The sequence below is a fragment of the Deinococcus sp. Leaf326 genome (assembly GCF_001424185.1).
In the GTDB taxonomy this organism is placed as follows: Bacteria; Deinococcota; Deinococci; order Deinococcales; family Deinococcaceae; genus Deinococcus.
The window spans coordinates 1-22,301 of record NZ_LMOM01000030.1 but is presented as its reverse complement, the minus strand read 5'-3'; the positions used below and the strand labels follow the sequence as shown (position 1 = coordinate 22,301).

Below are 22,301 nucleotides of genomic sequence, written 5' to 3'. Positions count from 1 at the left end.
GTCTGTGCTCCAGACTTTTCTCTGCTTTCCCATGGTGATCTCCAGTCTGCTCGTCCCTCGCATCACAAGGGTCAGGTTCTGGAAGTCATCTCTGGAGCATTACCATGACCAGTAAGGTCACGCCTTCCCTTCACGTTCCTAATTTCTGAGTTCAATGCGTTTGCTCTTTTGAAGGTGGGTCCAGGTCCTGTTAAGGAGGAGTGGCCCGCTGGCCTGGCGGCCAGTCGGGCCCGGCCACGTGCATGTCACGATCACGATCTTCCTCACCCCCGCACCGGCTTCTCTTCCTGCGGCAGTACCGACACCGCAAGGAAGTTCGCCTGCGCCGCCTCGTCGGTGACTTGCCCCGGGTGGCGCAGTTACTCACGGGCCCGGATCGCCTGCGATTCGCGCAGGCGATGCACCGGAGTGGCATCACCTCCCCAGACCTGAAAGTGGCGGTCTTGCGGTGTATTCCTGCGCATTCGAGAGGGGCAGTCCCGCACGATCTGACCTTCAGCTGGCTGGTCGCCCTTCACGGCGAGCAGGCCACCGCACAGAGCATCATGGAGCATCTGCTTTTGCACGAGACGGTGACTGTGGCACCCCCGTTGGTGCCGGGTCTGTGCTTTGCCCGGTCGGTGCGGGCCATTCCAGCGGCTGTCCCGATGAATGCGTGGGGGAGGGGAGAGGCGCTGACCGCGCTGAAAGGCGTTGACCGGCTGGGGGGCCTCTTCTCGCTCGGGCAGTTTCGCCTGCGCAATGCCGTGTTCTATCTCCAGGACAGTGCGCGACTGCTTCTAGCGATCCGGCAGGAGCGCCCGGACTTCGCACCACTTTTGCGGGGGCTCTGGGCGCTTCACGACGACCTCGGGCAGATCCGACGGGCACTCTGGCGGGTCAAGGCGAGGCGCGCCAGACCGGAGGACGTGCACCTGGCTCAGACCCTCACGGTGCTCCCCTTGACCGCCGCGGACCTGGAAGAGGACGACGACTTGCCCTTCTGAGAGTGTAGAGGAGGTCTGGCCCCCTACGGGGGGCCAGGGGTCGCGCATGGAAGACTTGCTGACTGCCCTCCGTGCGCTGGCTCAGGTCAATACGACGCTGAATCAGCTCACGCTCACCCCAGCGAGCACGCTGGAGGAGACCGTCCAGGCCCACCTCACCCGCATCTTGCGGGCGGAGCACGTGCGTCTCGCCCTCCTGCCCTTCACACCTGGCCAGGCTCTGCTCGACGAGGCCTCGTTCCGAGAGGTCGTCACGGAGACACTCGCGCACGTGGCCGAATGGCACGACGGCGCGGTCTCCCGCTATGAGTTCTGGGCGGCAGCCGACGGCCTGAGCCTGAATCTCATGCCGGAAGCGCAATACAACCCGCTGGGCGAGCACGCGCGCGCCTTCGGTGTGCTGGACACCAGTTTCGTCGCTGATGAGGCGGCTCTGGCCGGGTACTACGTGCAATACCTGCACACCATGGCGTGCGCCTGTACGCCGCTGCGGTTGTGTGGGCAATGCGGCCTTCCGGTACTGCCCCCCACAGAGGTGGTGCTCGTGCGGTGTAGGGCGTGTACGCCCTGCCTGGTCTGAAGCTCTGGCCCCCTGACGGGGGCCACGCCGCAATCATGACGACCTTCCAGGAGCCTGCCCACCTGCCTCTCCCCATCCATGACGCGCCCTTGCCTGAGATGAAGGCCAAAGCCAGTGAGCTGTATTACCTGGTCAAGGGCTCGGAGCGGGAGAAGGACTACCGCCGGATCGCGGGCGAGCACCCGGACAAGGACTCCAGCCGGGAGCGGTACGAACGCTTCCTGGAGGAGATCCAGGCCATGTTCGCTGCGCCGGTCACCGTCACGCCCGAGTCCACAGCGATGGTCCAGGACGAACCTACCCCCCGACCCGACGTGGCCACTCAAGCGCTTGTGACCGCCCCGAGCGAGCCGGACGCTGCGGATCCAGGTGAGGATGCCCCCGAAGACCAGGAAGAGGGGGAGGGCACGGGGAGCAACGACCCCCAAAGCGATCTGGATGGCCTGAGCGAGGACATCCCGGGCGAGGACGCTGCCGACGCCGAAGAGTCTGGCGAAGACGAGGCCAGCACCGATGAGCCGGAAGCGGCCGGTGCAGGCTCGGCCGCTCCCACTCCGACGGCCCCCACCGCGAGTGCGCCTGTCCCGGCGACCAGCAGCGGTCTGCTCGCCCAGCTCGCGGGGATGCTCGCAGACGGTGGGCAACTGAACCTTCAGCTCATGCGGGTGGGCGAGCAGCTGACGGTCGGGATTTTTCCTCAACCGCATCCGGGCGAACAGGGCCCGCAGCCGCTGATCGTGACCAATACGGCCGACTGGCTCGACCACCACCTGGTGGGCGCCATGCAGGCCTACGCTGGAGCGCGTCAGGATGCCTTCGCGGTGTGCGCCTCGGCCGCGGCCCGGCAGCAGGCAGCGAACAAGAAGGCCGCCACAACGCCGGCTACGAAGACGCCCGCGCCCAGCAAGCCGGGTCCCAAGACCTTCAAGTTCACTCTCACGGCCGCCGAGGGCACCACGCTCACCGCTAAGCAGGAGGGCAAGGACGTGCCCCTGGTGCTCGGCGAGAACACCATCACCCAGGGCACCCTGGAAGTCGTCGCTACCCACGAGCTGTTCGGGGAGACGAAGAAGACCTTCGCCATGTGGACGGACAAGACCCACGATCTGCGGGAACAGCAGGGCGGCCACGTGACGGTCAAGGTTACCCCCGAGGACGCCGCGCTCACGGCCGTGCAGGGTGAGCGGCGCATTCCCTTCCATGGGGAGACCCTGCTGCCCGCTGGGGCCTGGGTCATTGAGGCGGAAGCGGCCGAGCACGACATGGGCACGCAGAAGATCCACGTCAAGGCGGGCAAGCCCCAGGACGTCGAGCTGACCCTGAAACTCAGTGAGATGGGCAGCCTCTTCTGAAGCAGCTTTGGCCCCCTGACCGGGGGCCAGGTTCGCGTATGAGCGACCTGACCCTCCCCGCCTCGGCCCCAGTCCCCCAGCCCCAGGACGTCGTGCGCGCGATCAAGCGCCTGTTCAAGTTCGATGGCAAGACCCTGGACGATCCCAACCCCAGCAGCACCCCCGAGCAGGTCAAGGCCTTCTACGCGCCGGCCCACCCCGAACTGCTGACTGCCGGCATCGGATCACCCGTCACGGATCTCAAGGCCGGTACCAGCACCATCGAGTTCATCAAGTCCTTCGGCCGCAAAGGCTGATGATCTGGCCCCATCGCGTCGGCGGTGGGGCCTTCCCGAGGTCCTCATGTCTCCCAAGGAGTCCACATGCCCCGCCCCCAAGCCCACCTCACGCCAGCCGACCCGCCCCGGCGGGCATCGCGAGCCCGTCGTGATCGCCAAACTACCCGTGGACCCGCGGCTCCCCACGCTCCAGTCAACGCTGCTGACCTCGGGTGCCCAGGCGGTGCAGGAGAGTCCCTTCATTCCCCTCCTGCTTTAGCCCTCCCCAGCCTGACAGCCATCCGCCCACTGCTCTACAAGCAGGATGTCGAGACCTATGCGCAACAACATCAGGCGCGACTCGAAGCCCAGGTCATCTATGCCCCTCTCATCCGCAGCCTCCTGGGCAGCCTGTCACCTGGGAAGGTCCGCCAGGAGGACGATCTCGTGGCGTGCCTTCAGGAGACGCTCGAAACGCTGAGTCCGATGAGCCGTTGGGAGGTCGAGGTGCAGCCGCACAAGGCCGGGGGCCTCGAATTCCGGATCGAGGCGCACATGGGCTCGTACGTCAATCTCACGGGCCTGCATGAGCACCTGCGGCGGATGGACGACCGGCTGCTGCCCAGCATCCTGCACGCCATCGAGCGGCTCTCGTCCGGCGTAGCCCCCTCGGTCGGGCCCCATGGGGCTGAGGGCTACGCCGAGTATTGGTGGAACCTCGACCGCCTCGCGGAGTTCGACCTGCCGGACCGTATCGAGACCCAGCACGACTTCAGCACCCGCCAGACCCTCGTGCTCGCCCGGCGCCTGGGTCTGGCGCATCAGTGGCAGGTGCGGGATAAGACCCCCTGGCCGTACTTCCGGCCTGCGTTGGACATGACGGGGACCATTGACCTCCTCCAGTCCCTTGGGCCGCCTCCTGCTGGGGACCCGGTCCGGTACATCCTGGCGCAGCTTGCGGACCTCTTGCGGGAGGGCCAGCTCCTCCGCGAGCAGCTGCCCGTGATGACGCATCAGGAGGACGAGGAGTGCAGCAGCCTCCCCCCGGTTTACACGATCTACGGGGTCATGCCAGGCGCGAACTGTGCGGTATACGACGTCATGGACGAGTTCATGCGCTACCAGATGGAAGGCGGGGAACATGACCCCTGCATGGTGCTGTACGTGGATGAGCGGCCGGAGACGCACGCGCGCCTGATTCAGTACTTGCGGACCGCACCGCAACTGCTCGGCGCGCTGGACCGCATTGAGCGGATGCTCATCGAAGCCGAAGCGCTCCTGTGAAGTTCTGGCCCCTCTCCGGACGAGAGGGGGCCAGGGTACGGGTATGTCCTATGACTTCGCGGCTCTCAACTCCGTGGCTCAGCCCGCGCCCCTCCGTCCGGTGCCGCCCACCCTGGCCCTGTTGATCTATGGGCAGGGTCAGGAGGCCCGGCTGATGAAGCACCGGGTCCATGACCAGGAGGAGGGCTACACGTTGGGTGCGGGGTCGGTGCTGAGTTCGCGGGACCGAACCGAGCTGGCGAACTATGTGTTGGGGAGCGGGCTGCGCTGGTCGAGTGCCCACACGCTGGCGACGGGCGCCAAGACCCTGTGCTGGTGGCGACCGCCGGGCGTGCTCCCTCTGCTGTTCGAGGCGAAGTACAAAGCGGTGGAGAGCATCGCGCGGCTCAGTGGGCAGCCGGTCCCTCATCCGGGCCTGGTGTTCTCTGCGCAACCGGGGAGCCTGTCCGTCTTCGCGGTGCGGGGGGCCGAGCGTCCGACCCCCCAGACCCCATTGATGCACGCGCCTTTCTGGAACATGTTCAGCGACGGCCGCATGTGCCAGGGGACCGTGCGCTACCCGAAAGAGATCACGGCCGCTGCACAGGACGACTGGGAAGCGGTGTTCTTCAGTTCGCACTTTACGGGCGCGAGCCGGACGGACAAGTACATGGAGTGGGGAAGAAGCTATCAGGAACTGCTGGAGCACGCCTTAGAGCAGGGGTCCTTTCCGGATGGGGTATTGATGCCAACCGGACGTACCCTCGCGCAGCACCTGGGGAGCTGAGACCTGGCCCCAAATCTGGGGCCACGTTCAGCCTATGCCGATGTCTTCGCCATCCAACCCCAGAGGCCTCTTTCCAGACAAGGTCGCCCTCACGCTCAACAGTGCCGTCGCGGGCCGTCGCCGCTGCTGTGTTCTTCTCCCCGGTCTGGACGTGTTCCTCCGCCCGCACCGGGGCCGCGTCCGCCTGGAAGCGGAGTTACCCGGCATGCTGGACCCCCACCCCGCGACTTCCTCCCCGGGCTGCGCCATCTCCGTGCCCTGGGCTATCGCTGGCGTCGGGTCTACCCCAGGCGCCATGCCCGCACTCTAATCGTGCTGGAGCTCGACCATCCCCGCTTCCAGACACACCGGGCCATAAAATAACGCCCTCACCTAGCACCGGCGGTCACCCCAACCGCACGTACGGTACGCCCATGGATACTCCAGATCTGGCCCCCGCTTCCGGGGGCCATCCCGGAGGCATGACCCTCCTCTTCGACGACCTCGAACCCGTCCAGCGCGGCAAGAAGATGACCATCCGCGCCAAGCGCACCCCCAGCCATTACCAGCAGGCTGTGCTCGACGACATCAGCGCGGGCGTCCAGGCCATCCTCGTCTCCGCGACGGCAGGGAGTGGCAAGACCAGTCTGCTGGAGATGATCGCCACCCGTCTCAAGACCGAGCAACTCCTGCCCAAGGGCGCGAAGGTCGGCTTCCTGAGCTTCAACCAGCACATCGTCAAAGCGCTGCGCCAGGTCATTCCCCAGGAGTTCGACGTGCGCACCGTCAGCAGCCTGGGCGACCTGATCATCCGCCAGAACGTCCCCCAGGCGAAGTTCGATCCGGAGAAGTACCGCCTCATCGTGCAGGGCGTCGTGGACGGTGCGGGCATCGCCTCCCCAGCCGCCCGGCGGGAACTGCGGGAACGGCTGACGAGCACGGTGGAGTTGCACGTCGGGCATGACCTGGGCCTCAAGCCGGACTTCGCCGGGTAGGTCGAGACCATGCTGGACGTGGACGCGCCAGTTATGGGGGCAGAGGAGACGCTGTATCGCCTGACCTCCCGGGTCTTACACGAAGGCCTCGTGGCCCTGCAGGACGGGCACGCCCGGAGCTTCCTCGATCAGGTGCTCGCCCCGAACGTCTTCGGCTGGAGCTTGCCTCAGCCCTATGACTTTCTCCTGGTCGATGAGTTGCAAGACCTGTCGCGGGGCCAGATGGGTCTCCTCCAGGCGGCAACCGGGCCGGAGAGCCGGGTCGTGGGCGTCGGGGACCGGCACCAGTCGTTGTACGCGTTCAACGGTGCGGATACCCAGAGCTTGCCGCGCTTCACTGAATTGTTTGATGCGGTGGAACGGCCGCTGTCGATCACGTACCGCTGCCCGAAGAAGCACGTCGCGCTCGCCCGCCACTACACGGACGCCATCGAAGCGGCGCCGAACGCCCAGGAGGGCATCCTGGATGATCTGAGCAGCGAGGATTGCGTGGACCTCGTGCGACCGGGTGACCTGATGCTGTGCCGGGTGAATGCGCCCTTGATCGACTGGTGCTACCACCTGATCTCGCAGGGCAAGCCAGCCATGGTGCGTGGCCGGGATCTGGCAAAGAGCCTGGTCGCGCTCGCTCGGGACGCGGCCACCTTCGACGGCACTCAGCCTCGGCGGGAGAAACTGCACGAGCAGTTGCGGGTGAACACGTCCGCGTTCCTCGCACAGCTCAACGCGTACGCGGATGTTCTGGCGCAGAAGTACACGCGCGAGGCGGAACGCGACGGCCGGGAGCCGGACATGCGGATCGCGGCGCTCGCGGACCGGATGCAAGCGGTGCTGTTGGTCCTGGAGAAGTCGGGCGCGCAGACGCTGAGCGACCTGGTCGACGCGATCCGGCAGCTGTGCGCGGGGGACCCGGAGCGGTCGGTCGTCCTGACGACCGTGCACGGCGCCAAGGGCCTGGAGGCCAAGCGGGTGTTCATCGTCGAGCCCGATCTTCTGCCTCATCCGAAGGCGACGTCAGCGCAGGCGCAGGAGACGGAACGGTGCGTGCAGTTCGTGGCGTTCACGCGGGCGAAGGAGGCGTTGTACTTCGTGGAGCCGTCCGAGAGTCGCCTGGAGCTCGGCAAGGCCTGAAGGCGTCTGCGCGTCACCCCAAACGCACCTACGGTGGAGACATGCCGACCTCCCCTGCCCCCGTGCTCAGGTCTGGCCCCGAAGGACGGGGCCACGCCGTCCTGATGTCTATGCCCTTTCGTTCGCTGACCCCAGATCAGGCGGAGCAGCTCCTCGCGCGCATCGAGGCAGTGGGTGGGGAAGCCACCACCCAGCAACTGGCCTCCTGTCTCGGCCTGAGCCTGCCCTACATGCGCCCGGTCCTGGGGGAGTTGATCGACCGGGGCGTGCTGCGCCGCGTTCAAGCCCTGGGGCAGGACCGGGCCCGCTATGCCCGAGGGGTAGGGCCAGTCAATCCAGCGCTGGTGCGGGAGGCCCTGCGCGCACCCCTGCTCCAGGCGTTGATCCCGGGGCCGGCCATCCTGTCGGCGCTGGCCACGCGTCTGGGGGTGAGTGCGGAGGAGATCGAAGCGACCGGATTGGCCCTGGCTGCGGAGGGGGAGGTCACGGTGAGCTTCGTTGGTGCGTTGACGGTTCTCCGGCGCAGCAGCACGCCGCTGCCGCTGCCGTCCTCCTCCCGGCAGAAGTTGTGGTTTGAGTCCCCACCCGCCTTGCTGTTCAAGTGGGAGGAAGCGACGCTGCCCCGGTTCATTCCCCCCACGCCTGTCCACCCGTCTGTACGTGTTGAGGAACCGCTTGAGCCTGCCGCTGCGGTCGTCCCGTGGTCCCCGCCCCGCCCCCCACGGCCCTACGTCACCCTGGAGCTGGAGCGCGAACTTCGTCGGCTGCTCCCTCCGGCACAGCGACGTCAACCCGGAGAAACGGCGCGCGTGGCGGCCCACTTCGGCCTGAGTGTCCGTCAAGTGCGCCAAGCGCTTGCCCGCATCCCGAAGGAGGGAGGTGCATGACCATGTGGCCTGAGTGGCTCGCGCCGTTGGCTCTTCTCGCGCACACGGACAACCCTGAGCGGCAGGCCAGCCTCAGCCGGGGAATCCTCGCCCACCTTATGGGACGCCCAGTCCCGCTCAGCGTCCAGCAGGATCCCGTGTGGCCCCATCTCCTGAGCTGCCTCCCTCCTCGCCCTCCACGGGGCGCGAAGTGGCCTTGGGTGGGTGCGTACGAGGAACCGTTCCTCTATGTTCTGATGCCGGCGGACGGGATGGACCTGGAGGAATCGCAGTGGCTGAGACTGACCGCCGAGGCGTGCGACACCGAGGTGACACTTCTGGGCTGGACGGTGTTGCATGAGGACCAGTTCTGCCTGTCGATCAAGCCGCAGTACTACCGCGAGGCGGGGGAGAGGGTGCCGGAGTTCCTGTGGGCGTTTCAGGGCTTATGCCGGTTGGACTGCCCCCCAGAGGAAGCCCAGAGGGTGTGCCAGGCATGGTCAGCGCCCATGCTTCTGGCGGCCATCACAGTCGCCTACGAGAAGCAGCATGTCCTCACGAGATCCCCCTGGCTCTACGTGATGGGTATCCTGCGCAACTGGGAGCGGTCGCAGGCGAACTGGACGCGGCAGCTCGAGGCGAGTTCTGGCCCCCTGCAGGGGCCAGGGATCGCACATGATGAAGCCCCAGCTGCTTAGACTTCCGCCAGACCTGCTGCCTGCCCTCCTCGAACCCCTGGTCATTGATCCAGGGGCGGGCCATCCGCAGTCATTCGCCTGCCGACACTGTGCATCGACGTGGGAAAAGACCGCACAGGAGACGCACGCGCGGGGCTGTGTCGTCGGGCGCACGAAGCAGGCCCTACGCCTGGCCGAGCAGCCCGCCCAGGCGCCCGTCTACCGGCACCAGCGCTTCCCCGGTCACTGTGCGCGGGTGCTGTACTGGGGCGAAGGCCTGCCGGGGAAAAAGATCGTGCTTCTTCAGGAACGCCAGGGGGATGACCCCACGTGCACGCTCACGCAAATGTCTGAGGAGACCTTTCTCAACACGTACCTCGTGACGCTCACAGGGCCATAATCGGCACGACATGCTCCTGACGACCTGGACCACCACGCAACTGATCGAGCAGCTGGCAGGCTTCTACGCTGCAGATCAGCGGGGCGAGGTGTGCCTGCCCCGATTGCGCCGGGCGCTCGGAGACGACTTGGGGTGCCACTCGGAGGTCTTGGAGCAGGCGTGGGCGGCCTGGGAAACGGAGTTGGCGCTGACCGGTCAGGCGGTGGGGGAGATCGGGTACTGGTTGACTGTGGGGTTCCCGGAGCCTCGACCTGAAGATTCCTGAAACTTGCGTTTGAGATGGAGAGGTCTCAGGATGCCGGGTATGACGAAAAAGTCGACGAAGGCGGCACCCAAGGCGGCGCCGAAAGCTACCCCCAAGGCTGCACCTGCGCCGGTGGCCGCTGCGGCTCCGGCCGAGCGGAACAAACTCGCGAAAACGCAACTGACGGATCTGATCGCCGAGAAGTCCGGTCTCACGCGCAAGCAGAGCAGTGAGATGCTCGATGCCACCCTCGACATTATTCTCGACGCGCTCAAGAGCGGGAAAGCAGTCGGGCTGCCCGGCCTGGGCACGCTGAGCGTCAAGGAGACGGCCGCGCGGACGGGCGTGCGCCCAGGGACCACGGAGAAGATTGAGATTCCTGCGGGCAAGAAAGTCGCCTTCAAGGTCGCAGTGGCCCTCAAAGAAGCGCTTTAACCGGATCTTTCTGGAAGAAAGGCGGCGGATAGAGATATCCGCCGCGTTCTCGTGTGGAGAGAAGATCTATCGTTCCTCCCTCCGCAGGATGATGAGGGAGCGAATATTGCCTTCCAGACCGACCTCATCATCGAGATGCACATGTCCACCCGCCACCGCTGCAAGAGAAATGGACTGGAGTTGCTCAATCAGGTTGTCAAGAGCGCGCTTGTTCAAGGAGAGAATCACCTCACCGGAATCGTCGATGTTGGCCTCAAGATCCACGACACCCTGCGAGTCACGAACATCCATAGCGACATCCTACGGGGAGTCGGTGTCAGTCAAAGAGCGAGGGCTGCACCAGCCCGCTCCCTGCGGGTGCTACGGCACTCGGCAGCGCGGAGACCTCCCGGAACTCCAGACCTCGGTTCTCCAACTCCAGCCGCGCCGGCGTCGTGATGGACGGGGCCGCCAGGATACCCCGTACCACCGCCCGCTTTCCCAGCTTCTGTTCGACCGACCTCACATACCGCGCCAACTGGGACACCGCGTGCTGCGTAGCGCGGCCACGCTTGAGTTCCACCACCACGTATCGTCCCTGCGCATCCTGGGCGTAGAGGTCGATGCCGCCCGACTCCACCATCAGTTCCCGATTCAGCACCCGCAAGCCCGGCTCGATCAGCTCCGGGTGCTCCGCCAGGGTCTGCTGCATCTGGGCTTCCGACCCCTGAAGCACAAAGCCCCCGGCCTGCGCCAGTTCCAGCGCGAGCGCGACCTGGGGCTCCAGGAAGACCACCTGTACCAGTTCCTCCGGACTCCGCCGCGAGGCCAGCAGCATGCAGACGTCCTCATCCACCCGCGCGGTGATGCTGTCCGTCTTCGGCTGCCAGTTCATCGGCTTAATGCCCGTCGGGTGGTGAATCTGGAGGCTCCCGTCCTGCTTGATCAGTACTAAGTACGTCCCCACGTCGGCGGTACTCGCCGCCCGGCCCTGGTAGGTCACTTCCGCGAGCCCGGCGACCTGCACCAGGCAGTCCCGTGAGCGGGTATGCCGGTTCAGGAACGCTGCGAGGTCGGCCGGGGGAGGGGAGAGCAGCTGGTCACGGATCACGCCCCTGTCATACCGCGTTCCCCCAGGCCCTGCCGTGGTGCGTGGCGCAGTTCTGGCCCCACCGCCCGCGGCGGGGCCAAGACACGCCCATGCACCGAATCACCTTCGATCCCTACAAGCGCATTGAGATCACCCTGATCGGCGTCGGCGGTACCGGCAGTCTCCTGCTCACCTTGCTCCTGCGCGTGGACGTGGCGATCCGCCAGCTCGGGGGCGCTGGCCTGCACATCCGCGCCTTCGATCCGGACGTCGTGAGTGTCACGAACCTCACCCGCCAGAACTTCGCGCCCGCCGATGTCGGTCGGTACAAGGCCATCACGCTCATCGAGCGCTGCAACCTGTACGCCGGGCGGGCGTGGGAGGCCTTTCCCCGCCGGGCAGAGGCCGCCGACTTCGCCCAGGGCAGCCACATCGTCATCAGCTGCGTGGATTCCGGCAAGAGTCGCCGGGAGATTTACGAGGCGCTGCAGGGCCGGAGCGTGCACTACTGGCTGGACTGCGGGAACGAGCGGGACACCGGGCAGGTGGTCCTCGGGCAGCTCCGAGGGGGCCCGGAACGCCTTCTGCACATCCTCGACCGGGACGCGACGCGCATGCAGGGCCGAGAGGTCAATACGCCCAGCTGCTCGGCCGCCGAAGCGCTGACCCGGCAGAGCCTGTTCATCAACCCGCACATCGCTCTGGAGGCGGCCGAACTCATCGGGAAACTGATCCTGCATGGAGAGACGCCGCACTGCGCGGTGTTCGTCAACCTGAGCGGTACGGTCCATAGCGTGGCGCTGGATGTGCCTGAAACGCCGCCGAGCAAGAAGAAGAAGGAGCGACCCTTGCTGCCCTTGCGCAAGCCCAGAGCGCCCCGAAAGTCGCGCGCGCGCCCGGCAGCCCCGGTCGGGGAATGAGCCCGCGCAGCCCCACCCCAGCCCCGACGCCTGAATACACCCTGGAGGACCTGACCACATGGCTGCACGCTCAGCGACCGCCCCCACCCCGCACGTCCCTCATCCTCGCCGAGCTCGCCGAGTTGCACCTGAGCGGCCAGCTCACCTGGGCGATCAAGACCCTGCCGCTGGGCACCTCGACCCTGCCCTCGGACTTGGTCCTGGTACCCCCCCTGCTCCTCTGAACGTCCCCCAGGCGGCAGGGCTGCCCACCGGCTTTCTCCTGCAGGCGTATCAGCCCGCTGCACAGCGGGAACATGGGCAGCTCAGCGAGACGGTGCTGCGCTTCGCGCGCGAGGGCCTCCTGCGCTTGAGTCCGCCCCTCCCAGGGGACCAGCCGTTCGACTACCTTGCCCGGCAGTACGTCCAGGCACATCACGAGACCTTGAGCGCCCCAGACGTGCATGTCGAGGTGGGAACAGTCTCGCCCACCTGGATGCCCGAGGGGGGCCTCAGCCTGGTCATCTGGCCCCGACGAGGCCGCGTCCTTTCCCTGCATCGTCTACGAGCGGACCTCGGGCGCGTCCACCCCTTGCTCTTCGGGGCCGTTCTGGCGCGCCTGCACAAAGCCTTGTCACCGTACGCCCCCATCTTCACGGCCCAAGATGCCTACCTGGGGTTCCTGGAACTGCACTACGGGGACATGTGGCAGAACGACGTTCTAGACGACCTGAACGAGGCCAGTCGGGAGGAGATCCAGCCGAGCGAGCGGGACCTGTGGCGGTGGGCAGAGCGGCAGGGCAGGTGGAGTCCAGGGCAGGTGGGCAAGAGGTTCCCTCGGCCGCTCTTCAAGGGCGATCCCAGCCACCTCGCCCTGCTGCGGTTGCCGGAGGTCCAAGACCTGCAAGGCATTCCAGCGTTGTGCGCCCTGCTCGATCATCTGCCGACGCTCCCCCAGACCATCATGCAAGGTCGGGGATGGTGCGAAGGACGTCTGATCCATCCCGGTGCGGTCGACGTCGTGATTTGCCAGCGGGATCAGGTCCATGATCCGGTGCTGGAGTTCTACAACGAGCTAGGCGACTACCTGAGCAACGATGACTACGGGGAGATGGAGTGCTTGCAGGACTTCGCCGTGACGGATGGACCCTCCCATGAGCGGGCGTTGCGCTACTTCGAGGTCGTGCTCGACATGCAGCGCCGGGTTCGTGAGATGTGGGACGCCCTCGTGGACTAGTGAGCCGAATCAAAAGACTTCAAACAGTTACCGCAGTCTGTTCCAAGCGCTTGGTAAGGCGGTACGGAAGTCAGTCTGTCCAGGGCGAATCGTGGATCAGGCGGCAGAAATTGACACGCTGGTACCCGGGGAGGGTCAGCTCCAGCACGTCCGCTTTGACATTGCCGAAGGTCGTTTCGGGTTTGTGCTTGATGCCCTGGGAGAACGCTTGAATAATGCCTTCTTTGAATTGAACGCGGGGGTAGTGCGTGACCACGGGGTCCCGGTCTGCCCGGCTGATTTCATCAAGATCCAAGCCCAGCACGTCCGTTTCGACGCCGGCAGTGACCAACGCGACTTCGGGTTTCTTGAACTTGGGAATTCCTGGAGTAGTGTGCAGGGCAATGGCGTCCCAGACAAGGTCGATGTCCTGATTGGGAATACCGTGGCGCTGCATAAAATCCCGGGCGGCGTTCGCGCCGTCTACTTCGAAACGCTCTGTGGCGCTGCTGTAGGCAGGAGTCAAGCCGAGGTCATGAAACATCGCGCCGAGATAGAGCAGCTCCGCGTTGTACTGAAGGCCACGGTGGCGTCCTTTGAGCGCCCCGAAGTAGTAGACACGGAGCGAGTGGTGAAACAGGAGGTCCGTTTCGTGCGACCGGACGAGGTCCGTGGCTTCACGCGCCAGTGCACTGTCAGGAATGGCGATACCAGCAATAGTCTGCATAACAACTCCTTGGGGTGCTGAGCGCAGTCGTACCCGCCAACCCTTCGCCAAGGGGGCTGTGATTGGCGTGGTGTGTACACCCTGAGAAGCACTATGGGACCGCATGGAGAGAGATTGAAGGACAGTACTGGTCAAATGCCGGACAAAATGACCACCTCGCATTTGTCTAGTTAGGGAGCGTTTCCCACAGTAGGCCAGCGATTGATGGAGGCCACTCCCTCATAGCGGACAATTGTGTAAGATTTCAGCGTGCCGTTCCCAGCGTCGACTTGCACCAGCGCAAGGGGAACGGCGTACGAGAGGCGTCCATGACCCACCGTGATCAGTCATCACCGCCGGAATCGCGTCACGTCCACTTTCTAGTATTGCCAGAGGTTCAGCTCCTCGACCTTGCTGGTCCCGTCCAGGTGTTCGACTCAGCAGTCAGGGCTGGTGCCAACTACACCATGTCGTTTGTGGGCGCAGTCCCTGAGATCAGAACCGCACAAGGGCTGCACCTGTCGCGGTTGGACGTCTGGTCACGCGTCCGGCCTGGAGACCTGGTCGTGGTGCCTGGAATTCAGCTTGATCCTGACGACCTTCCTGAGCAACTGATCACCCCCTCGGTCATTCGGTGGCTGCAAGATGCCGTATCGGGTGGTGCTCACCTGGCGAGTGTCTGTACGGGCGCACTGGTGTTGGGGGAAGCCGGACTTCTCGATGATCGCCGCTGTACGGTCCACTGGGCGCACCTGCAAGTACTCCAGGGCCGTCATCCGCGCGCGAGGGTGCAGGATGGGGTGCTCTTCGTGCATGACGGGTCCATCAGCACCAGCGCGGGCATCACGTCGGGCATTGACCTGGCGTTGTCTTTGGTGGAACGTGACTACGGATCAATCCTGGCGGCAAAAGCAGCGCGCGACCTTGTGGTGTACATGCGCCGCAATGGGCAGGCTGGTCCTCCCAGCGTGTACCTGCAGTACCGTACGCATCTGCACGGCGGCGTGCACCGGGTGCAGGATTACCTCATGCAGAACCCTGTGCGTCAGGCCAGTGACGAGGTCCTCGCGCAGCTGGCTGGCTTGACTGTTCGTGGTCTTGCCCGGGCGTTCAAGGTCCAGACTGGATTAAGCATGAGCGAGTACAGGACGCGCCTTCAGCTGGAAGTGGCGCGTGAATTGATGCTTGATCCCCGGCTCACGCTCGAAGAGATCTCAAACCGTTCAGGGTTCAGTGACCCCCGTCATTTCCGCCGAACCTGGAAGGCTATATTTGGGCATCCTCCTTCTGTGTCGCGCCTCACCCCTCACCCAATCTCCGCATCTGAGAAGGTCACTCCGTCGCTAACTCGGCGAGGCGCCGGCAATCCGCCGCTCCAACCCATCGTTGAGCATGACGCGTGAACACTGCGCCGATCTGATCATCGTTTAAAGGACTGACCGGTACAAAACGGTGCAGCTGCGCGTATTGACCGGGTGCCACACATTCCGCCAGTGGCTGCAGACTTTTGCGTTCCAATGGCGCCATCAAGTCCTACCATTCAGCCTCTTCCAACTCAGACCACCAGAGCTCTGGCCCCCAGATCGGGGGCCAGGCGCGCCTATGCCTGCCACCATCGCGATTGATCCGTCCCCCAGGGCCAGCACCGAGGTCTCGCCGGTCTTCCTGCGCCCGGTGCGGGCACTGGTGCTCTACGCCGGGCAACAGGACCTCTTGCTGCACCACCCCGTCCAGGAGGCCGGAGGACAGCCCATTCTGGGCCCCGCCGCACCCCTGGGTGATGAAGCGCGGCAACGGGTGATCCAGGCCCTCGGGGGCGCGCAGTTGAAGCCGACCTTCGAGAACACTCTGGCCATTTCTGCGGTTGCGGTGGCGTGGTGGCGACGCCCTGGCCCCCAGAGCCTCCTCTTCAACCCGGCCTATGCCGAGACGCGCTCCATTGGGACACTGACGGGCCTGCTCATCCCCCTGCCGGGTCTGGTGTTCGTGGCGACGCCAGGCACGTTGCGCGTGTATGCCTGTCAGGGCGAGGAGCGCCCAACCCTGGAGTCGCCGCTGTTCCATGCGCCGCTGTGGAACACCTTCGGGTCTGGGCAGGTGTGTCGAGGCACGACCCAGTACCCGGAGGCGTGCACGCCCGCGACCCAGTCGGATTGGGAACAGGCTTTCTTCCATTCCGAGTTCACGCACCCGAGCCGGACGGACCGATTCATGGCATGGGAGCATAGTTATGAGGAATTGCTGCGCACCGCTCTCGCTGTAGGCGCGTTCCCCCAAGAGGTGCTGCTCCCGGTGGACAAGACGCTGGGTGAGGTGTTGGGATGAAGCGGGCGCGCCGGAGGAAGCATGAGGCTGCGCGGGCTGTGGACTATCACCGGGCGTACCTGCCGGAGGTGCCGTATGACCTCCTGTCCGGGATGGCGATTGGGAAGGAGGCGCCGGAGACGCCGGAGGAACACCGGCAGGTCAGCCAGCGCATTCAGCGGGAAGCGGAGACCCGGTTGAGTAGCCAGAGTTTCCGGCAGGCCCAGGCCGAGCGGGAGATGACGCCGGAGGCCTGACAGGCGCAGGCCGAGGACTGGTTACGCTGAGCCTCCCCGACGACACACCTGAGCGATTGATCGGAAAAACCAAGGGCCTAACGAGCTCGGTAGCCTGCCAGATATTCTCCAGACATGCCAAGTATTTTATTGACCGGCGCGGCAGGGATTATCGGACGGACGCTACGCGAAGGACTGCGAGGGATACACCCGCTCCTTCTGTCTGACATCGCTGATCTGGATCCGGCAATGGAAGGCGAGATCCTGCGTCCGGCTGACCTCACCGACTTCAAGGCAGTCCGTACTGCTGTAGAGGGCGCAGAGGTTGTGATCCACCTGGGCGGTATCCCCGACGAACATGACCACGCGCACATCCGAGCGGTGAATATAGACGGCACCTTCCATGTGTTGGAGGCGGCCCGGCAGGCGGGTGTACAGCGGATCGTCTTTGCCTCCAGTATTCATGCAGTGGGTGGATACCCCAGGCCAGTTCTCAGTGGGCCGACAAGTCCTGACCTGCTCGGTATGGACACTCCGCCGCGTCCTGACAGTCTTTATGGAGTCAGCAAAGTCTACGGTGAAGCGCTGGGCCAGATGTATGCTGACCGCTACGGTTTGGAATTCGTTGCCGTACGAATTTGTAGTTTCGAGCCGCAGCCTCAGGATGCTCGGCATCTCAGCACCTGGTTGAGCCCCAGGGACGCAGTGCAGTTATTCCGCCGTGCGGCTGAAGCGCCTTTGAAGGACAATTTTCTCACCGTAGCGGGCATTAGCGGAAATACCCGCCGCTGGATGCGTGATGATGGGTGGATGCAGTTAGGCTACATCCCACAAGATGACGCCGAACTGTTTGCTACAGAGTTGGAAGGTAAGCGAGGTGTTCCTGGTTCGGTGGCAGAGCAGGTCCAGGGTGGCCCGACTGCGTCTCCAGAGTACGTCGGGCTCGCCGATCCAAAAAAATATCCATTGGGATGAAGCGACTGAGCTGAATGCCGTACAGTTCCGCGTACGTCTTCTGGGAGGGCATCGACAGTCTAATGAGAGACGGCCTATGCCGCAGGAACTGCGCCAGCGGATCGCTGAGGAGGCGCAGTTCTATGCCGCCGCGCGTGCGTGTGACGACCGTTGACTTGGGAGGAGCTCACCTCAAACAGGACTGCCCGCCAGTGATGGCGGGCAGGTGTTCTTTGGGAGGTCCGGAGCGTCTGGGTCAGGAGCGAGAGGGTGTTACTTCAGGGCGTTGAGCAGGGCCGCGAGGCCAGTAAATAAGGTGCCGAGGGCGGTCACGAGGACCGCCACATCAGCCCATCTCACTGGCTTTCGCGTGCGCTTCGGTGTATCCTTACGTTGCTTTCTCGTAAAGATCACCTCCTTTCAGACGCACCTGGGCTGCAATCCCAGGTGCGTTTCGCACAACTGGATTGCCCCCTCTGTCCTGATTGTCATGCACCCCGTTCCCCTTGTGGAACCCGCCCAGTTTACCGCATCCCTAGCCCGAAAGAAAGCGTCCAGTCCGATAAAATCACGCGATCAGTCCTAGCCCAGACGCCCCATGTCTGAGCCAGAGACGCTTAAGATTCATCCTCCCTGCCTCCGGATTTCTGAGAAACATATGCCTGATGTAACGGTGAGATAACGGGGGGGCATTATCTTGAGATTAATTATTGATGAGGCAACTGGGTTTGATACAGCACATGCCGTATCGCTCATCGATTTCGTCACCGCCGAACTCACACCCTAGGAGCCTCATGAATCAGCGTCCTGTCCTTGCCGAAGACCCCCGCACCGTGACCCAAACCCCCGCCGAGAGCTACCAGGCCCCCAAGCTCACGGACCTTGGTAAGTCACCCTCGTCATCAGCCTTCCTGTGGGGCCGGGGAGCAACGCCTTCAGCGAGCCGGACAGCTTTTTCAAGAAAGTGCAATGGTAGGCCGGTCTCTGGCATCCGCACTCCCCACTGCTCAAGGAGGCCCCATGTTCCGTACCGCTGGCTGGCTGGCGGGCGCCGCCCTCACCGCGCTTCTCAGCGGCTGTATGTCCACGCCTACGGCGCAGGCCCCGGCTTCAGCCCTGCACTCGGTCGGGCTGGTCGAACTGAGTATTTCGGGCCTCAGCCAGGGGGAGCAGGGTCTTACCCAGCCGGTCGCCCGGATGACGTCTATGTCGGCTGGAAGTGGCCTGCAGGCGCTGGCCCTGGCGGATCAGGCCGACAGCCTCCAGTTCGATCCCCTGAGCGTCAGTGTCTTCAACACGGGCACGCGGGGCGCCGGGGGAGCGCGGTAYGTCACCGCCACCTTCCGCGTCCGCAACGCCGACCAGCAGAACACCCCCGTCGCGCGGGACCGCAAGAACGTCACGCTGCTCGCCGTTCCGNCGCGGTATGTCACCGCCACCTTCCGCGTCCGCAACGCCGACCAGCAGAACACCCCCGTCGCGCGGGACCGCAAGAACGTCACGCTGCTCGCCGTTCCGGTCGCGGACAGCCTGGGCACGACCGCCTTCCGCGCCGTCACGACTTTCGGCGGCTCGCCGGTCGCCGCCGGGGTGGCCCGCAGCATGATGCCCTCCCACGCCATGCGCTACGACCCCCTGAGTGCCCAGCCGGTGCTTTCCCCGGGGGGAGAAGACCTGCAGGTGTTCTCGGAGAACGACGTCCTGCCGGCCAATTTCTCCAGAAACGGCGCGCCCACCACCTACCAGGCCCTGGGNTCCCCGGGGGGAGAAGACCTGCAGGTGTTCTCGGAGAACGACGTCCTGCCGGCCAATTTCTCCAGAAACGGCGCGCCCACCACCTACCAGGCCCTGGGSGTGACGACCGTTCTGCCCTACGGCTTCACCGTGCATACCCCGGCGGGCAGCCGGAYCCTCCCGGCCAGTCCGGCCGCAGGGGTCTACAGCGGCCGGGTCACCCTCTCGGTCAAGCTGCCCCTGCAGGCYACCYCGGCCGCCGATCCGTGGGCCTTCCGCATGAGCTTTCTGGTCATCGAGGACAGCGTGACCGCCGTCACTCAGTCTCTGGAGGAGCAGGCGCTCGGCAACACCGGGGTCAGCACCCGCGCCTCCGCTGTAGGCGCGACTGTTCTCAACGTATTGCCGGGCACCACCCTCACGGCGGGGCCGGCGGGAACGACCCTGCGCAGGATCTGTCAGGTCCGCACGGCCGGCGCGGCCGGTGAAGCCGGGGCCGCCTACCTCGTCAATACCTGCCCCTGAACCAGGAGAACACCATGAGTGACGACCTTCGTCCGTCCCCCCGACCGGGGCGCCGCGCCCTTCGGCCCACGCCCGCGAGGCTGAGCTTCCTTCTCCCTGCAGTTCTGCTGGCGGCCTGTTCCGCTCCGCAGCCGCCAGCTGCTGTGACTTCTGCGCCCACCCCTTCCCCAGTCGTGGGGACGGTGCCCGGCACCCTGGTAGAGACGGTCCCTGTCCCGACCGAGCAGCCGAAGCCTCTTCAGGCTCTGGGACTGGTGGAGATCAAGCTCAGTGGGCTGAACGATGACGGTACCGTCACCGCCAGCGTGCAACCGGCAGCCGGTCTGGGCGCCCAAGCACTCAGNCTGGGACTGGTGGAGATCAAGCTCAGTGGGCTGAACGATGACGGTACCGTCACCGCCAGCGTGCAACCGGCAGCCGGTCTGGGCGCCCAAGCACTCAGCAACCTCGACTCGGTCCAGGCGGACGTGGTGTCCACCGGCTCGTTCACAGTGGGGCGCCGCGGCGCCGGCGGGGCGCGGTACGTTTCCGTGACCTTCCGGATTCGCAACGCTTCCTCGTCGGGCACCGCGTCCACAACGGCCCGGCAGAACCTGACCCTCCTGGGCGCGAGTACGCCCAACACCATCGGCCAGACCCCATACAGCCAGATTTCACGCTTCGATGGCACGGCCGCTGATCCGTCCATCGCTCCCACTATCGTGCCCACGCCGGGTATGGCCTATGACCGGGCGACCGATACCCCGCTGCCTCTCGCGGGTGCACAGGACCTTCAGGTGTTTACCGAGGGCGAAGTGAGTGCGCTGGGCAACGTCACCGGAACGACCCGCGTGTTTCCCTTCGGGTTCGTGGTCCGTAACCGGACCCAGACGGCCACCCGCACCCTCCCGGCCAATCCGGCGGCCGGTCAGTACGACGGGGTCGTGACGGTCGGCCTGAAGTTTCCGCTTCAGGCCGACGCRGCCGCCGATCCCTTCGCGGTCACSGCGATGTTCGCGGTGGTCGACGATCCGGTGACCCGCGTGACGCAGAGCACCGAAGAACAGGCCGTCGCGGGCAGCGTTCAGGCACGCGCCGCGGCCCTGGGGGCGAATACCCAGATCGCCACGTTGTGCGGCACCACCCTGGCCGGGGCCAAYACCCTSTTCGTCGGTTCGGCCACGACSGCCGGCAACACCGGTCGCCTCGCRGGRATCGGGGGCAACGTCGCCCTGAAGACTCCGCCGACGGCGCGGAGCGCCATCGGCAATACCACGCTGAACGTCCCGGCGGCGCAGGGTCTGGCGTCCTTCTACTCGGYCTATTCCCCWTCYACCYTGAGTTTCGCGGGCACGGGCACGGCGCGTGGGGGTACGGCGACSGTGGCGAGCGACGGCAGCTACGCCTTCACGTCGAAGGCAGGCGACGGCGTCAGCAGCACGGCGACGGCCGACAGCCTGAACTACACRGTCGGCGACGGCGCGGGCTGCACCAGCCCCGCGCAGACGGCGCCGGTCAGTATCAATCAGCGGGTCTGGTACGTGAACAACGCGGCGAATGCTGCGGGCGACGGCCGCNTACACAGTCGGCGACGGCGCGGGCTGCACCAGCCCCGCGCAGACGGCGCCGGTCAGTATCAATCAGCGGGTCTGGTACGTGAACAACGCGGCGAATGCTGCGGGCGACGGCCGCCAGACCACCCCCTTCCAGACTCTGGCGGCGGCGCAGTCGGCCTCGGCCGCGGCAGATACTATCTACGTCTTCCGGGGCAACGGCACGGCCAACGGCCAGAACGCCGGCATCGTTTTGAAGGACAACCAGACCCTGATCGGCGAGGGCAACGAACTGAAGGTTGGGGAGGTCGGCGTACTGCCGGCCGGCGCGGCGCCGGCCAGCATCGGGAACGCTTCTGGCGTGGGGCTGACCCTGGCGAGCAACAATACGGTCCGGGGCCTGAACATCAGCGGAACCACGGGCGGCATCGTCGGCACGAACTTCGGGAAGCTGAGCGCCACCCTGGGCGGCGTCACTGCGACGGCGGGTCCTGCTCTGAATCTGACGACCGGAACCCTCGACGCGACGGCCGTCCGTCTGGACGCGACCAATCCGGCGGCCGCTGGCGCAGGTGTGGATCTGACGAGCGTCGGCGGAAGCCTGAAGGTTCTGGGCGCGGGCAGTGCCGGCACTGGGGGCACCGTCCAGGCGACCGGGGGGAACGGTGTGGGCTACAGAATCCAGCCAGGCAGTGCCGACCTGACGCTGAGCCTCGCCCGTGTTCAGGCCCAGAACTCGATGAGTGGCCTGATCTTCAGTCTCAAGACGGGGGAGACGGGACGTGTGGGCCTGACGGTGAGTGACAGCGCCTTCACGAACAACACCGGTCGGGCGGTCTCGCTGGACTCCAAGGGCACCGGGGCCAACAGCTTCCTGTTCGAGCGCAATACGCTGAGCAACACGTCGGGCACCAGTGGGATCGTCTACGCCGCTGAACGGACGACGACCAGCACCAATATCGACAAGGGCATCTTCCGGAATAACACCATCGCGATCGGGAATACGTACGCGGGTGGGGGCAGCGGGTTCAGCATCGTGGCGAACGGGAACAGCCGGGGGCAGTTCCTTCTCGAGAGCAATACGGTGAGCAGCTTCAACACGTACGGTATGGAGCTGCGCGCCGGGCAGCTCACGGAAGCGTCGACGGGGACGGCCAGTTTGGACCTGACGGTG

General features: G+C 65.3%; 24 protein-coding genes and 2 pseudogenes. 21 read left to right on the top strand and 5 right to left on the bottom strand.

Annotated features, from left to right (window positions below; translation table 11 throughout):
• Window positions 1-200 precede the first annotated feature (200 nt).
• From ASF71_RS10655 to ASF71_RS22645, 10 genes are all read left to right on the top strand, one after another.
• Window positions 201-986 (top strand): hypothetical protein, encoded by a 786-nt coding sequence (locus tag ASF71_RS10655; protein ID WP_235514331.1) that lies wholly within the window; start codon window positions 201-203, stop codon window positions 984-986.
• 46 nt (window positions 987-1,032) lie between these two features.
• Window positions 1,033-1,566: a hypothetical protein gene (locus ASF71_RS10650; RefSeq protein WP_056299405.1), complete on the top strand. Its 534-nt coding sequence runs from the start codon at window positions 1,033-1,035 to the stop codon at window positions 1,564-1,566.
• A 35-nt stretch (window positions 1,567-1,601) separates the two neighbouring features.
• Entirely contained in the window at window positions 1,602-2,918 is a 1,317-nt protein-coding gene (locus ASF71_RS10645) for a hypothetical protein (protein WP_156372734.1), read from the top strand.
• Between the two features lie 38 nt (window positions 2,919-2,956).
• Window positions 2,957-3,214, top strand: a complete 258-nt coding sequence (locus ASF71_RS10640; RefSeq protein WP_056299401.1) for a PRTRC system protein C — start codon at window positions 2,957-2,959, stop codon at window positions 3,212-3,214.
• A gap of 408 nt (window positions 3,215-3,622) precedes the next feature.
• On the top strand, window positions 3,623-4,459 hold the full coding sequence (locus ASF71_RS10635) for a hypothetical protein (RefSeq protein WP_056299396.1): 837 nt from the start codon (window positions 3,623-3,625) through the stop codon (window positions 4,457-4,459).
• A 43-nt stretch (window positions 4,460-4,502) separates the two neighbouring features.
• Window positions 4,503-5,225: a PRTRC system protein B gene (locus ASF71_RS10630; protein WP_056299393.1), complete on the top strand. Its 723-nt coding sequence runs from the start codon at window positions 4,503-4,505 to the stop codon at window positions 5,223-5,225.
• Window positions 5,226-5,686: 461 nt separating this feature from the next.
• Complete coding sequence (locus ASF71_RS10625) at window positions 5,687-6,199, top strand: hypothetical protein (RefSeq protein ID WP_056299389.1); 513 nt, start codon at window positions 5,687-5,689, stop codon at window positions 6,197-6,199.
• A 9-nt stretch (window positions 6,200-6,208) separates the two neighbouring features.
• Complete coding sequence (locus ASF71_RS10620) at window positions 6,209-7,330, top strand: UvrD-helicase domain-containing protein (RefSeq protein ID WP_056299385.1); 1,122 nt, start codon at window positions 6,209-6,211, stop codon at window positions 7,328-7,330.
• A 110-nt stretch (window positions 7,331-7,440) separates the two neighbouring features.
• Window positions 7,441-8,217 (top strand): hypothetical protein, encoded by a 777-nt coding sequence (locus ASF71_RS10615; protein WP_235514330.1) that lies wholly within the window; start codon window positions 7,441-7,443, stop codon window positions 8,215-8,217.
• Between the two features lie 251 nt (window positions 8,218-8,468).
• Window positions 8,469-8,894, top strand: a complete 426-nt coding sequence (locus tag ASF71_RS22645; RefSeq protein WP_235514326.1) for a hypothetical protein — start codon at window positions 8,469-8,471, stop codon at window positions 8,892-8,894.
• A 163-nt stretch (window positions 8,895-9,057) separates the two neighbouring features.
• On the opposite strand, the gene ASF71_RS23700 is transcribed toward ASF71_RS22645, so the two are convergent.
• Window positions 9,058-9,219, bottom strand: a complete 162-nt coding sequence (locus tag ASF71_RS23700; RefSeq protein ID WP_156372732.1) for a hypothetical protein — start codon at window positions 9,217-9,219, stop codon at window positions 9,058-9,060.
• 64 nt (window positions 9,220-9,283) lie between these two features.
• On the opposite strand from ASF71_RS23700, the gene ASF71_RS10600 reads away from it, so the two are divergent.
• Window positions 9,284-9,538 (top strand): hypothetical protein, encoded by a 255-nt coding sequence (locus ASF71_RS10600; protein WP_056299374.1) that lies wholly within the window; start codon window positions 9,284-9,286, stop codon window positions 9,536-9,538.
• A 30-nt stretch (window positions 9,539-9,568) separates the two neighbouring features.
• The gene (locus ASF71_RS10595) at window positions 9,569-9,952 is read left to right on the top strand and encodes an HU family DNA-binding protein (RefSeq protein ID WP_056299370.1); all 384 of its coding nucleotides are present in this window, start codon (window positions 9,569-9,571) and stop codon (window positions 9,950-9,952) included.
• Window positions 9,953-10,018: 66 nt separating this feature from the next.
• Here ASF71_RS10595 and ASF71_RS10590 read toward each other — a convergent pair whose 3' ends face one another.
• Both ASF71_RS10590 and nucS read right to left on the bottom strand, forming a co-directional pair.
• Window positions 10,019-10,243: a hypothetical protein gene (locus ASF71_RS10590; protein ID WP_056299368.1), complete on the bottom strand. Its 225-nt coding sequence runs from the start codon at window positions 10,241-10,243 to the stop codon at window positions 10,019-10,021.
• Between the two features lie 25 nt (window positions 10,244-10,268).
• Complete coding sequence (nucS, locus tag ASF71_RS10585) at window positions 10,269-11,042, bottom strand: endonuclease NucS (RefSeq protein ID WP_056299364.1); 774 nt, start codon at window positions 11,040-11,042, stop codon at window positions 10,269-10,271.
• 89 nt (window positions 11,043-11,131) lie between these two features.
• On the opposite strand from nucS, the gene ASF71_RS10580 reads away from it, so the two are divergent.
• From ASF71_RS10580 to ASF71_RS10570, 3 genes are all read left to right on the top strand, one after another.
• Window positions 11,132-11,941: a PRTRC system ThiF family protein gene (locus ASF71_RS10580; RefSeq protein WP_056299360.1), complete on the top strand. Its 810-nt coding sequence runs from the start codon at window positions 11,132-11,134 to the stop codon at window positions 11,939-11,941.
• The gene (locus ASF71_RS10575) at window positions 11,938-12,165 is read left to right on the top strand and encodes a hypothetical protein (protein ID WP_056299357.1); all 228 of its coding nucleotides are present in this window, start codon (window positions 11,938-11,940) and stop codon (window positions 12,163-12,165) included. Before ASF71_RS10580 ends, ASF71_RS10575 begins: the two co-directional genes overlap by 4 nt.
• Before the next feature lie 125 nt (window positions 12,166-12,290).
• The gene (locus tag ASF71_RS10570; RefSeq protein ID WP_235514325.1) at window positions 12,291-13,157 is read left to right on the top strand and encodes a hypothetical protein; all 867 of its coding nucleotides are present in this window, start codon (window positions 12,291-12,293) and stop codon (window positions 13,155-13,157) included.
• 70 nt (window positions 13,158-13,227) lie between these two features.
• On the opposite strand, the gene ASF71_RS10565 is transcribed toward ASF71_RS10570, so the two are convergent.
• Complete coding sequence (locus ASF71_RS10565) at window positions 13,228-13,863, bottom strand: HD domain-containing protein (RefSeq protein ID WP_056299351.1); 636 nt, start codon at window positions 13,861-13,863, stop codon at window positions 13,228-13,230.
• 308 nt (window positions 13,864-14,171) lie between these two features.
• Here ASF71_RS10565 and ASF71_RS22640 point away from each other — a divergent pair, with 308 nt between their 5' ends.
• Window positions 14,172-15,245, top strand: coding sequence for a GlxA family transcriptional regulator (locus ASF71_RS22640; protein ID WP_082505930.1), 1,074 nt, complete (start codon window positions 14,172-14,174; stop codon window positions 15,243-15,245).
• Here the strand turns inward: ASF71_RS22640 and ASF71_RS25750 are convergent.
• Window positions 15,175-15,369, bottom strand: coding sequence for a transposase (locus ASF71_RS25750; RefSeq protein WP_156372731.1), 195 nt, complete (start codon window positions 15,367-15,369; stop codon window positions 15,175-15,177). The two genes, ASF71_RS22640 and ASF71_RS25750, sit on opposite strands and share 71 nt — an antisense overlap.
• Before the next feature lie 75 nt (window positions 15,370-15,444).
• Between ASF71_RS25750 and ASF71_RS10550 the strand changes: the two genes are divergently transcribed.
• The 5 genes and pseudogenes from ASF71_RS10550 to ASF71_RS10530 all read left to right on the top strand — a co-directional run.
• Window positions 15,445-16,167 (top strand): PRTRC system protein B, encoded by a 723-nt coding sequence (locus ASF71_RS10550; protein WP_056299342.1) that lies wholly within the window; start codon window positions 15,445-15,447, stop codon window positions 16,165-16,167.
• Window positions 16,168-16,205: 38 nt separating this feature from the next.
• Window positions 16,206-16,403 (top strand): hypothetical protein, encoded by a 198-nt coding sequence (locus ASF71_RS10545; protein WP_235514322.1) that lies wholly within the window; start codon window positions 16,206-16,208, stop codon window positions 16,401-16,403.
• 114 nt (window positions 16,404-16,517) lie between these two features.
• A complete protein-coding gene (locus ASF71_RS22635) occupies window positions 16,518-17,357 on the top strand; it encodes an NAD(P)-dependent oxidoreductase (protein WP_082505929.1) in 840 nt (279 codons plus the stop codon).
• A gap of 1,734 nt (window positions 17,358-19,091) precedes the next feature.
• A pseudogene (locus ASF71_RS25095) lies at window positions 19,092-19,595 on the top strand (hypothetical protein); the annotation flags it as partial.
• Window positions 19,596-21,152: 1,557 nt separating this feature from the next.
• Window positions 21,153-22,301: pseudogene (locus tag ASF71_RS10530) on the top strand (VcbS); the annotation flags it as partial.